The organism is Bacillus sp. ISL-57, assembly GCF_018613135.1.
GTDB lineage: Bacteria > Bacillota > Bacilli > Bacillales > DSM-1321 > Peribacillus > Peribacillus frigoritolerans.
In genome coordinates this window covers 171,920-184,443 of sequence record NZ_JAGGQV010000008.1, presented here as the reverse complement: position 1 = coordinate 184,443, position 12,524 = coordinate 171,920, and the positions used below count along the sequence as shown (strand labels likewise).

Here is a 12,524-nt window from a genome sequence, read left to right as displayed (position 1 = left end):
TTGTTGGCTCCCTTTTTCGGATAAATAGGGATGAAACGGCCCCTGGCATGTGGTTGAACTATATAACAGAACCCCACATTATCTTATTACTCGGCCATTTTTTCCAAATTGCCATTCCGGTCCATCTTGAACTTAGTTGCCGGACGTTCCTCTTCCTCTAACAAGACCAGTTTTCTTGCCCGATTCATGATATTCATCAAAGTTTCATAATCTTCCTGCATCAAGCCGCTGTTTTGTTCTAGGTGGCTGATTTTATTCTCCAATTCTTCGTTTCGCTTTTTCAGCCCTTTAATTTCAAGCTTCAATCTTTCATTTTCGGTTTTTAATACTTCGGCTTGAAGCATGCGGCCGTTCATGGATTCTAAATAGGCGATGACGGTATCAAGGCTCATGGCCGTTTCCAAAATAACTGGTGTGTGCTGTGACCTAGGAGCGAGGGCTTCTGCCACAACGAATTCCTCTGCTGCTTCATAATTGGTAGTATCGACTTCGGATTTCAACTCTAGTTCCTCTTCTTGCACATGGGGAACCATTATGTCGGAAATCGTTGGGGACGGCGGTGTATAAAGAAGCCGTTTTTTTCCTCCTTGATCTTTTCCAAGGATCCTTTGCCGCTGCTTACGCTGTTTCTTGGCAAGGGATAGCGCTTTATCATAATTATGGCGGACAACTGCATTCCAGCGGAATCCGCACGCTGCAGAAGTGCGATTCAACTTATCTCCTACCTCTTCAAAAGCATTAAGCTGAGTGCTGCCTTCCCGCACATGGCGCAACACCGTTTCTGCCAAAAGCAAATCATCTTCTTCTGTCCAGGCGTCTTGACGAACCTTCATTTCTACATACTCCCTTTCTGGTAACTTTTAAAATAAATAACTATATAAAATATCGTGTGGCAGTGATTTATGGAGTGTTCTACTAGCATTTTGGACAAAATATGGATTTTTTATACAAAAAGGTTAAAAGGATACTAGTTTTTTGATTAATTACGTCATTTTTCACATCATTCAGCCCTCTTGATATTCATAAGTAGAAACGGTAAAATACCCTTTAGTCATATAAATGGATGAAATACAGTTTGTCATGGAAAGGATGGTGACCGGAGGATGTCCAATGAATTCAGAGTGTGCGATGACTGCTTGGCGGTAAACATAAAAACATTGATCCCGCGTCTTGAAAAGCTTGATCCCGACGCGAAAATTGAAGTGGGCTGCCAATCCTACTGCGGTCCTGGCAGAAAGAAGTCTTTTGCCTTTGTCAATAACCGTCCGGTTGCTGCACCGACAGAAGACGAGTTACTAGATAAAATCAATAAAAAACTAAAGTAGGATCCATGATATATAGGTAGAGTGGATTGTTTCTTATGATATATGGAACCAGTAATCATCACCCAGATTCGACACACTGCGGTGATTTTTTATTTCCTTATTTTCGAGACAAAACCAGACCGGAACTTCCGTTTTCTTACAAAATTCCACCTCTTACTAGCAAGGTGGAAGTTAGGGTTTTTTGTCAAAATACGCTATAATGAGTGCATCGAGATTATGAAAAAGAGGGTAGTTCATGGGATATTCCGGCGAAAAATTACAAGAAGAAAAAGTATTCAAGGATCCGGTGCACCGATATATACATGTTCGTGACCGGGTTATATGGGATTTAATAGGGACGAAGGAATTTCAGCGGCTTCGTAGGATCAAACAGCTGGGAACGACTTATTTAACCTTTCATGGTGCGGAACATAGTCGGCTTAGCCATTCGCTTGGAGTATACGAGATTGTCCGGAGAATCGTGGATGATGTTTTCGAGGGCAGGCCGGAATGGAAACCGGAGGAGCGGTTACTATCCTTGTGCGCAGCCCTCCTGCATGATTTGGGTCATGGTCCTTTCTCTCATTCTTTTGAAAAAGTGTTTGATCTGGATCATGAGCAATTCACGCAGCAGATAATCATAGGCGATACGGAAGTGAATAAGATCCTCCTTAGAGTTGGGCGTGATTTTCCAAAAAAAGTGGCAGAAGTCATCGCGAAAACCTATAAAGGCAAATTAGTAGTCAGCCTGATTTCAAGTCAGATCGATGCTGATAGAATGGACTATTTACAGCGTGATGCTTATTTCACTGGCGTGAGTTATGGACATTTCGATATGGAAAGGCTTTTGCGTGTGATGAGGCCAAGGGAAGAACATGCCGTAATAAAGCAGAGCGGGATGCATGCGGTTGAGGATTATATCATGAGTCGCTACCAAATGTATTGGCAGGTTTATTTCCATCCGGTTACGAGAAGTGCGGAGGTCATACTTACCAAGATCCTGCATAGGGCAAAACATTTATATGAATCCGGTTATGAGTTTGCGCAAGAACCGCACCATTTTTATTCATTGTTCAAGGGAGAAGTGACTTTAACGGACTATTTGAAAATGGATGAATCGGTGATGCTCTATTATTTCGAAGCATGGGAAGAGGAAAACGATGCGATTTTAAAAGATTTATGCACTCGCTTCGTTAACCGTAAACTATTTAAATATGTGGAATTCCATCCGTCGAATAGTCAAATGAACAGATTGATGGAACTAAGGACGCTATTCAAGAAGGCAGGCATCGATCCGGATTATTATCTTGTCGTCGATTCCTCATCAGATCTGCCGTATGATTTTTACCGGCCAGGTGAGGAAGAGGAGAGACTTCCGATTCACTTGCTTAAAAATAATGGCGAAATTCGTGAATTATCACGTGAATCCGAAATTGTCGATGCAATTTCAGGGAAAAGAAGAACGGATCATAAGTTGTATTATCCAGCGGATTTATTGCGTGATGAATCTACGAAGAAAAATATTAAAAAACAGATCCGCAAGCTTTTGGAGCTATCGGATTAAAGTGGTACATTTTTGGTGAGGAGTGACGGGCCTTGTTTAAGGATCATGCAAACATTATCAATGCAATTTCTACTGCCGGTGAAATCTCGGGTCGGAAAAAGTTACAAAAAATCGTTTATATCGCGAAGAAGCTGTCCTTCCCATTTCATGAAAAGTTTCAGTTTCACTTTTATGGACCGTATTCGGAGGAGTTGACCTTACGGATTGAAGAGCTCTGCGAAATGGGCTACTTGAATGAAGTAAGGGAAAAAAAAGCAGGCTATTATCAATATTGTTATTCGATAACGGATGCCGGCAGGGATTTCCTATCCATACAGGAAGTGGAGATGCCGGCACTTGAGGCATGCTTACAGGATATGAACGGACAGAATGCCAGGTTTTTGGAGCTGGTTTCAACGGTGCTATACTTCGACACGCTTGAAAAAGAGGAAGTCACCGAGAAAATTTTCACGCTGAAAAGCAAACAAAAATATACCCTTGAAGAAATCGATGAGGCATATGAATATATTGAGCAGTTAAAAACAAAAGCTAAGCCGAATTGATGGCTTAGCTTTTCCCCATTATGTAAATCTTATAGATCGCTTTTACGGACACCGGCTACTGCTAAATGGTTTTTTGACATTTCTTCAATGAAAATCGTCACGGCTTCAGCTGGTGCTCCAGTTGTTTCCGTCACGGCTGCAGTCACCTTTTCGACTAAAGCCTTTTTTTGTTCGTCTGTACGGCCTTCAAGCATTTTGACTGTTACATATGGCATCTCTTTTCCCCCCTTCCTCTCTTATCTTGTAGTGTTTCACAATGGAAAAAGAATTGCAAGACACGGAAGTCAGAGTTTTTTCACTTCTTGAACTTTTGATGTATACTAACGGTAATAAACAATGGGGGAGAAGCTATCGATGCAATTTTTTGAGCAAATAGAACCGTTTTTGGCTTATAGTTTGGAAGAACTTCCATATGTCATTGTGTCACTGTTGATCGCATTTACGGTTCATGAATTTTCCCATGCTTATGTGGCCTATAAGTTCGGTGACCCGACTGCAAAAAATGAGGGAAGAGTCACATTGAATCCGATTTCCCACTTGGATCCGATCGGGACGTTGCTGATATTAATAGCCGGATTTGGTTGGGCGAGACCTGTACCTGTCAATCGTTTTCATTTCAAGAACCCAAAATTGGCAGGAGTGCTCGTCTCTTTTGCCGGTCCGTTCAGTAATTTGCTTGTTGCAATTTTGGGGTATTTGATTTTTTACGGGTTGCTGGCGGCAGGCGTTGGACCTGAGTTACCGTTTTTCGTCGAGCCCTTCTTAAATATACTTATAAATTTAAATGTCCTTCTATTTGTATTTAATCTGTTACCGCTGCCGCCGCTCGATGGTTATAGGATCGTTCAGGATCTTGTTTCAGTAGACTTGCGGGCAAAAATGACCCAGTATGAACAATATGGTTCCCTTATTTTTTTGATTTTGATCATCACACCGCTGAGTCAATATACAATCAGCCCGATTTTGGATACTGGTACTAAGTTTGTGGGAGAAATCTTGAGTCAAATTTTTTCACTTTTGTTTTTTTAACCAATAATAAGGAATGACAAACGATGAAGGGGGATATGAACATGGAAGAACAACCAAAGAAAAAGGTAGGCTTCAATATTATAAAAAATGACCCGACAGAAGGCCATGGCGGATATGGGGCAGGGGTATTGACGCTCGATAATATTTCTCCGGTCATCATCGATGTGGATGCAGGTGAAGCAGAGGTCGATATCGGTGCGATGCATGCAAGGAGTGCTGTGGAAAAAGGGATCAAGTTTTTAAAGACTAAAGAGGAAGTCCCGAATGCCAAACCTTACTGGCTTGTTTGGGTGACCATTGAGGCCACTCAAAATGGTCCGCACTATGCAGGTGTGACAGCATGTGAAATGACGGTCGACAGATCAATCAGACGCGGTTACAAATCGCTCCCGGAGCATGTTAACCGGATGGATAAATCGCTAAAACGAAAGATCATCGTTGAGGACATGGACGATAAATCAAAACGTGTGCTTGCAGACTTTCTGAAAAACCATGATGCGGGAATGTGGGAGCGTTCTTCAGATCAGCTGAAGGAGTCATTGACGGTTTGAATCTCGTTTGATGGATGAAATGTTAAGTTTAGTGAAAAATGCACTTGTAGGAAAGCGATAAAATCAGTAAACTTAAAGACAGCAGTTTAGTCACTGTGGAACTAGGACAGAAAAACCCCCGAAGCCGCTGCAGGCTTCGGGGGTTTTTCGTTATCCCCAAGGTTTTAAGACTTTCTTGTACCACGGGGCCTTTTTATGTTCTTCTTCTTTTGGGGCATGTTTCGGATTCTCACCCTTAAAGTGCTCGGCACAGTATTCGACAGGCTCGGTTCCTTTAACATAATAAGTCATTCTTGAGACGGGACAATCTTTTGTGGCCAATTTTCCGCTTACGGGATTCACGTTTACCCCGATTACGTTTTCGGTTTCCTTAAATGATTTTGCCGGTTTACCTTTTAGACCCTTTTCCATATAGGAAGCCCAGATTTTTTTTGCATAGCCTTTTTCGGCAGGGATTTCGATCTTTTTGCCTTGATCATATCCAGTCCATACTCCTGCTACAAGCTCGGGTGTGTAACCGATCATCCAGCTATCCGTCGGGGTGGAGCCTGATTTGCCGGCATATGGGCGGGTCAGCTTGGAACTGATGGTGCTGCCGGTCACTTTCGTATAACCATTTAACGTTTCATCGAAAACACCTGTAAGCATCTGGGTCATGACAAATGCCTTGTCCTTATCCAGAATCTGTTCCGGTTTCTCCTTTTCATTAAAAATCACTTCACCTTTTTGATTTTCCACCTTTTTGATAAACACGGGTTCAACCTTCTTGCCGCCGTTAGCCAGAATGCTGTATGCGTTCACCATTTCAATCGCCCTAACACCTGACGTACCGAGTGCCAGGGAAGGGACCGCATCCATCTTTGCCGTGATTCCGAATCGACGCGCCGTATCGACCAATGACTGTTCCCCAAGGAACAAATGTGTTTTTACGGCGAAGATATTATCGGAAAGAGCAATGGCCTGAGCCATCGTGATTTCGCCTTCCGCATATTGATGGTTGTAATTATGCGGTGTGTAAGATGAGTGACCACCATCGAAAGAAAATGTAGTTGTCTCGCTTTTTAAGGTGGTGGACGGTGTGAAACCATTCTCCAGCGCTGAATAGTATAGCAATGGCTTCATGGTTGAACCAGGCTGGCGAACGGCCTGTGTGGCCCGATTGAATGGCGACTCGGAATAATCTTTACCGCCGACCAGTGCACGGACCTCCCCGGTATCCGGATCCATTGCCACTATCGAGGCTTGAATGCCTGAAGACTTGGGTACGGTACTGGAAAGGACCTCTTCGGCAGCATCCTGCTGGGTTTCGTCCAGTGTCGTATACACCTTAAGGCCGCCGAGCTCGATCGTCCGGTCATCTAAATGAAGCTGAGATTTTAAAGCCTGCTTGACGGCATCCTGGAAATAGGGAGCGGTCTTCTTGGTGACCGTTCCGTGTTCCCCTTTTAATGTAAGGGATGTTCGCAGCGCTTCCGCGATATCCTTGTCTGAAACGTAGTTTTTGCTTTTCATGGATTGCAGGACAACTTTCTGCCTGGATTTCGCTTTTTCAAAGTTATCCAATGGAGAATAGTTTGACGGCCCTTTTGGTATTCCGGCCAGCATGCTCGCTTCAGGAAGAGTCAGATCCTTGGCATCCTTGCCAAAGTAATATTGACTTGCAGCTTGGGCTCCATATGCGCCATGGCCATAGTAAATCGTATTTAAATAGCCTTCTAGAATTTCCTTTTTGGAGTAGTTCATTTCTAAACGTATCGTATAAAAGGCCTCATTAAGTTTACGCGACCACGTTTTGTCATGCCCAAGAAACAGGTTCCGGGCATACTGCTGGGTAATGGTGCTTGCTCCCTGGACCTTGGACATTGCCTTAATATCGGCAAGGATGGCACCGCCGATCCGCTTTATATCAAATCCATAATGTGTGTAAAATTGGCGGTCCTCAACGGCGACAGTCGCTTTGATGAGCTGTGGTGAAATCGACTCCATTCCGGCCCAATAACGCTTCTGGCCATTATCTGTTTCACCGATCACGTTTCCATCATCACTATAATAGAGAGTGGACTGCGGCACGACCAAAGGAGGCGGACCTAATATTTTTGCATAAATCAGTAAAGAGAGAAGCAATACAAAGAGTATTGTCAGCCCGATTGTGGCAAGGATGATGAAGGCCCGTACATATTTAGTTGTCCTTTTAAATCGTTCGCTTGGAATCAATTCCATTGCTTTCACCTCTCTTATCAGGTAAGAATCTAGTATCTATTACTATTATGGAAAAAAAAGAAAATTTTAAACATAAGAACTGCATTTAAGAAATTTATCTTGCAATTCTGCTAGATTCGTCTATAATTTTTCTAGCTAATGACTATACCGATTTTGGGGAACCTATAAGGTGACTGACAATATGAAATGGAAAAGGAGCGTTAATAAATGAGCATTTGGTTTACTGAAAAACAAACAGAGAACTTTGGTATTACGATGAAAGTGAATCGTACTTTACATACGGAGCAAACTGAGTTTCAAAAGCTTGATATGATTGAAACGGAAGAGTGGGGCAATATGCTATTGCTGGATGACATGGTAATGACTTCACAGCGCGATGAATTCGTTTACCATGAAATGGTAGCCCATGTTCCTTTATTTACCCATCCTAATCCAGAAAACGTTTTGGTTGTAGGTGGAGGGGACGGAGGAGTTATCCGTGAAATCCTTAAACACCCAAGCGTAAAAAAAGCTACATTGGTGGATATCGATGGGAAAGTCATCGAATACTCAAAGAAGTACCTGCCGGAAATTGCAGGCATGCTTGAAGATCCGCGTGTAGACGTACAAGTTGGGGATGGCTTCATGCACATCGCCAAAAGTGAAAATGAATATGACGTGATCATGGTTGACTCAACTGAACCTGTCGGACCTGCTGTCAATTTATTCACAAAAGGTTTTTATGCCGGGATTTCCAAAGCTTTGAAAGAAGACGGGATTTTTGTGGCACAATCCGACAACCCTTGGTTTAAAGCGGACTTGATTCGCGATGTACAACGTGATGTGAAAGAGATATTCCCAATCACGAGCCTGTATTTAGCGAATATCCCGACGTATCCAAGCGGCCTTTGGGCGTTCACGATCGGATCGAAAAAATATAATCCGTTAGAAGTGACTGAAGACCGTTTCCATGAAATGGAAACGAAGTATTATACAAAAGAACTTCATAAAGCAGCATTCGTTCTGCCTAAATTCGTTCAAGATTTAGTGAAATAAGGGAGGCATGGACCATGAAATTCGATGAAGCCTATTCAGGCAATGTATTCATTAAAAGCCACCCTGTTTTTGAGGAATCTGAAGCTGTGCTATACGGCATGCCGATGGACTGGACGGTAAGTTTCCGTCCGGGTTCCCGCTTCGGCCCTACCCGGATTCGTGAAGTTTCGATTGGTTTGGAAGAGTACAGCCCGTATTTAGATCGTGAATTAGAGGAAGTTAAATTCTTTGATGCCGGGGATATTCCATTACCATTCGGCAATCCGCAGCGCAGTATCGATATGATTGAAAAATTTGTCGACAGCTTGTTGGATGCAGGTAAGTTCCCAATGGGTATGGGAGGGGAACATCTTGTCACATGGCCTGTCATCAAAGCCATGTTCAAAAAGTATCCCGATATGGCCATCATCCATATGGATGCCCATACAGATTTACGTGAGGATTATGAGGGAGAGCCGCTTTCCCATGCGTCCATCATCCGTAAATCCGCAGAACTTATCGGCCCGAAAAATGTATACTCTTTCGGCATTCGTTCCGGTCTGAAGGAAGAATTCCAATGGGCAAAAGAAAATGGCATGCACATCTCTAAATTTGAAGTACTTGAACCTTTGAAAGAAGTACTGCCGCAGTTAGCTGGCCGTCCTGTATATGTGACGATCGACATCGATGTTCTTGACCCTGCGCACGCGCCGGGAACAGGCACCGTAGATTGCGGAGGCATCACTTCCAAAGAGCTTTTAGCTTCGATTCATGAGATAGCACGGTCTGAAATTAATGTGGTCGGCTGCGATTTAGTAGAAGTGGCACCGATCTATGATCCATCCGAGCAAACTGCGAATACGGCGAGCAAGCTGATTCGCGAAATGATTCTAGGGTGGGTTCAAAAAGGTTAATGATGGAAGACTTGACTGTTCCTGTTTTTTTAGCGGGAATGGTCTTTTTTTATCCATGGATAAGAATTGAGGCTCTTTTTGAATATTTCCGCCCAATGAGTCATTATTGCGTTAAAATCAAATGGATTGCAACAACATGATTTCGACAGATTATCCTCACAATTTTGGATTAACACTTTATTTTCCGCTCCAAGTTGAAACTTCCTTGAAGAATATTTATACTTATAAAGTTAAGAACGACATGATGAAGGAAGTGTAGCTTTGACTCTTCATGATATAGATAAGCATGCTATTAAAGTGACTTTACAGACAAAAATCAAGCATGGTCCAGAAACGGAAACGTATGAGCTGGTCACATTTGGTACAAAAATGTATAAAGGTGCAGATTTATATTTGCAATATAAAGAGGAAAATGAAACCGGTCAAACACAAACGACCATCAAGCACAAACCGGATGAAACGATCCTGCTTAGAAATGGTGCCATTAAAATGAGGCAGCTTTTCCGCCTGCAGGAAGCGACAAATGGGCATTACGAAAGTATCTATGGCAGGTTAGGATTACGGACGACCGCGAAGAAGATCCATCATCAATGGGATGAGCAGTCCAAACAAGGGAAACTTGTCCTTAAATATACGTTACATATGCAGGGAAGCGAACCCGGTCAATATGAGATGACTATTTCCTACAAGGAGGAAACATAACACATGAATATAGTTAATGAGGTACAGGAAAAACTGAAAGAAGAGATTAAAGCGGCAGTCATTAAAGCTGGTTTAGCAACGGAAGAGCAAATTCCGAATGTTGTATTGGAGCTGCCAAGAGATAAGACACACGGAGATTATTCCACGAATATGGCCATGCAATTAACGAAGATTGCAAAGAAAGCGCCAAAGATGATAGCAGAGGCAATCATCGAAAACTTTGACAACTCAAAAGCATCCATCGAAAAAATTGAAATAGCAGGACCGGGTTTTATCAATTTCTACATGAATAATGCCTATTTGACGGAATTGGTTCCTGTCATTTTGAAAGTGGATGAAGCATATGGGGAAAGTGACTTTGGTAAAGGCGAAAAAATCCAAGTGGAGTTCGTTTCCGCAAACCCGACCGGTGATCTCCATCTTGGTCATGCCCGTGGTGCAGCAGTAGGTGATACGCTATGTAATATCCTCTCTAAAGCAGGTTATGATGTTTCACGTGAATACTATATCAATGATGCTGGAAACCAAATCAATAATTTGGCCATTTCCATAGAAGCCCGTTATTTCCAGGCGCTTGGCCTCGAAAAGGATATGCCTGAGGGCGGTTATCATGGCGAAGATATCATTGGCATCGGTAAGACGCTTGCAAGTGAATATGGGGATGAATATGTAAATGCCGATGAGAAGGAACGTTTTGAATTTTTCCGTGAGTACGGCTTGAAATATGAAATGGAAAAACTGAAAACGGACTTGGGTAATTTCCGTGTCGGATTTGATGTATGGTACTCCGAAACATCCCTCTATCAAGACGGTAAAATTGATGAAGCACTTAAAGTGTTGAGGGAAAGGGGCCATGTTTACGAGGAAGATGGGGCTACATGGTTCCGCTCTACGGAATTAGGCGATGATAAAGACCGGGTGCTTATTAAGCAGGATGGATCTTACACATATTTGACACCGGATATTGCCTATCACCGTAATAAATTGGAGCGTGGCTTTGAAACGCTGATCAATATCTGGGGTGCAGACCACCACGGGTATATACCTCGCATGAAAGCGGCGATCGAAGCATTAGGGTATAACCGCGATCAGCTTGAAGTGGAAATCATCCAGCTTGTTCACCTGTACAAGGATGGCGAGAAAATGAAGATGAGTAAACGTACCGGTAAAGCAGTTACGATGCGTGACCTGACTGATGAAGTGGGTCTGGATGCAACACGTTATTTCTTTGCAATGAGAAGTGCGGATACCCATATGGATTTCGATTTGGATCTTGCAGTATCACAATCCAATGAAAACCCGGTTTATTATGCACAGTATGCCCACGCCCGTATTTCCAGCATTTTACGCCAAGGTGTGGAACAAGGGATCAGCTATGAAGGAGTCACTGATTTCTCTGCCCTAGCAACTGAAAAAGAAGTGGAGCTTTTGAAGAAATTAGGAGAATTCCCGCAGGCAATAGCGGAAGCAGCCGAAAAACGGATGCCTCACCGTATGACGAATTATATATTCGACCTGGCTTCTACATTCCACAGTTTCTACAATGCAGATAAGGTTCTGGATGTTGAAGAAATGGAAAGAAGTAAGGCGCGACTTGGACTGGTCAAATCTGTCCAAATTACGTTAAAGAATGCATTGGCCATCATCGGGGTTTCGGCACCGGAAAAAATGTAATGGAAAAAAGCGGCTGTTTCTAGCGAAACAGCCGCTTTTTTTGGGTTAATTAGCACTCAATGGCTCCGCCGCTCACCCTTTTTACACCTCGAATCCTAGCCATATCTTCAATCAGCTGCAACATTGCCCGATCCTTCATCTTGGCCTCGATCATGAAATCCACGTCCTGTCCAAGATCCTTAAGCACTTTAAAAAGGGGCATGATGAAGTCCAAATCGATATAATCTGCATGCGAGCGAAATTCACCTGCGGATTTTGGGGATGAAATATGGATCTTTGGTACCGCTCCTGCTTGATTCCAAGTCGTGAACACCTCGGTGAGCAGCTCGTTAAGCGGCTCATCTGAAAGGTTTGCGAGATGATGATGATAATCGAATACAAGTGGAATGCCCTCCCTTTTACATACACCGAGGGTTTCAGATGCTGTATAGGTTTTATCATCATTCTCCAAAGTCATTCTTTCCTTGATGTGCATAGGCAGCGATTTAAGGTTGTCATGAACCCTTACTAGGGCGGACTCTTTATCACCATAGGCCCCACCGACATGGATATTGATGAAAGAGGTGTCCGCAATGCCCATTGCATCAAGCATTTTATAATGGAACTCCATATCTTTCACTGCATTTTGTGTGATCTCGGGCTTCGGGCTGGTGAATAGCGTAAACTGATTGGGATGAAAGCTGAGCCTCATCTTGTGTGCTGTGGCCCAATCGCCAAGCTGTTTCCACTCTTTCTTAAAAGGAGTGACGAAATCCCATTCGATTTCGGGATGTGTGGCTAAAGGAACAATGGAACTGGACATCCGGTATACTTCTATTTGGTGTGCCGTGTTATATTGAAGGACCCTTAAGGTATTTTCAATGTTCTGCCTTGTCACATCCAGGAGCTTTTCCATTCCTTTTTCTGCGCCAAGTATGCTATATCGCTTGAAAGTAAGTGTCTTAGCCGGAGAAGCCTCCCATAAACAGGTGGCATTGGATACGAACCCAAATCTTATTTTCATTATTTTT

13 protein-coding genes are annotated in these 12,524 nt (G+C 43.1%); 9 read left to right on the top strand and 4 right to left on the bottom strand.

The window, feature by feature from the left end; translation table 11 throughout:
* Positions 1-86 precede the first annotated feature (86 nt).
* A complete protein-coding gene (locus J7I90_RS14010) occupies positions 87-833 on the bottom strand; it encodes an RsfA family transcriptional regulator (protein ID WP_214772399.1) in 747 nt (248 codons plus the stop codon).
* A 270-nt stretch (positions 834-1,103) separates the two neighbouring features.
* Here J7I90_RS14010 and J7I90_RS14005 point away from each other — a divergent pair, with 270 nt between their 5' ends.
* From J7I90_RS14005 to J7I90_RS13995, 3 genes are all read left to right on the top strand, one after another.
* Entirely contained in the window at positions 1,104-1,325 is a 222-nt protein-coding gene (locus tag J7I90_RS14005) for a YuzB family protein (protein ID WP_048683566.1), read from the top strand.
* A 235-nt stretch (positions 1,326-1,560) separates the two neighbouring features.
* Positions 1,561-2,868, top strand: coding sequence for an HD domain-containing protein (locus tag J7I90_RS14000; protein WP_214772398.1), 1,308 nt, complete (start codon positions 1,561-1,563; stop codon positions 2,866-2,868).
* 32 nt (positions 2,869-2,900) lie between these two features.
* Positions 2,901-3,410: a YwgA family protein gene (locus J7I90_RS13995; RefSeq protein ID WP_214772397.1), complete on the top strand. Its 510-nt coding sequence runs from the start codon at positions 2,901-2,903 to the stop codon at positions 3,408-3,410.
* A gap of 29 nt (positions 3,411-3,439) precedes the next feature.
* Here J7I90_RS13995 and J7I90_RS13990 read toward each other — a convergent pair whose 3' ends face one another.
* Positions 3,440-3,625 (bottom strand): 2-hydroxymuconate tautomerase, encoded by a 186-nt coding sequence (locus tag J7I90_RS13990; protein WP_034315897.1) that lies wholly within the window; start codon positions 3,623-3,625, stop codon positions 3,440-3,442.
* Positions 3,626-3,764: 139 nt separating this feature from the next.
* On the opposite strand from J7I90_RS13990, the gene J7I90_RS13985 reads away from it, so the two are divergent.
* Positions 3,765-4,439, top strand: coding sequence for a site-2 protease family protein (locus J7I90_RS13985; protein ID WP_214772396.1), 675 nt, complete (start codon positions 3,765-3,767; stop codon positions 4,437-4,439).
* 41 nt (positions 4,440-4,480) lie between these two features.
* Positions 4,481-4,990, top strand: coding sequence for a YwhD family protein (locus J7I90_RS13980; RefSeq protein WP_054398584.1), 510 nt, complete (start codon positions 4,481-4,483; stop codon positions 4,988-4,990).
* Positions 4,991-5,140: 150 nt separating this feature from the next.
* Here J7I90_RS13980 and J7I90_RS13975 read toward each other — a convergent pair whose 3' ends face one another.
* The gene (locus J7I90_RS13975) at positions 5,141-7,210 is read right to left on the bottom strand and encodes a transglycosylase domain-containing protein (protein WP_214772394.1); all 2,070 of its coding nucleotides are present in this window, start codon (positions 7,208-7,210) and stop codon (positions 5,141-5,143) included.
* 207 nt (positions 7,211-7,417) lie between these two features.
* On the opposite strand from J7I90_RS13975, the gene speE reads away from it, so the two are divergent.
* The 4 genes from speE to argS all read left to right on the top strand — a co-directional run bounded on the left by speE (position 7,418) and on the right by argS (position 11,514).
* Entirely contained in the window at positions 7,418-8,245 is an 828-nt protein-coding gene (gene speE / locus J7I90_RS13970) for a spermidine synthase (RefSeq protein WP_034315891.1), read from the top strand.
* 14 nt (positions 8,246-8,259) lie between these two features.
* The gene (gene speB, locus J7I90_RS13965) at positions 8,260-9,138 is read left to right on the top strand and encodes an agmatinase (RefSeq protein ID WP_034315888.1); all 879 of its coding nucleotides are present in this window, start codon (positions 8,260-8,262) and stop codon (positions 9,136-9,138) included.
* A gap of 261 nt (positions 9,139-9,399) precedes the next feature.
* Positions 9,400-9,840 carry a YwiB family protein gene (locus J7I90_RS13960; protein ID WP_214772392.1) on the top strand — a complete coding sequence of 147 codons (441 nt, stop codon included), beginning with the start codon at positions 9,400-9,402 and terminating at the stop codon, positions 9,838-9,840.
* A 3-nt stretch (positions 9,841-9,843) separates the two neighbouring features.
* Positions 9,844-11,514 carry an arginine--tRNA ligase gene (gene argS, locus J7I90_RS13955; RefSeq protein ID WP_214772390.1) on the top strand — a complete coding sequence of 557 codons (1,671 nt, stop codon included), beginning with the start codon at positions 9,844-9,846 and terminating at the stop codon, positions 11,512-11,514.
* A gap of 49 nt (positions 11,515-11,563) precedes the next feature.
* Here argS and uvsE read toward each other — a convergent pair whose 3' ends face one another.
* A complete protein-coding gene (uvsE, locus tag J7I90_RS13950; protein WP_214772388.1) occupies positions 11,564-12,517 on the bottom strand; it encodes a UV DNA damage repair endonuclease UvsE in 954 nt (317 codons plus the stop codon).
* Positions 12,518-12,524 lie beyond the last annotated feature (7 nt).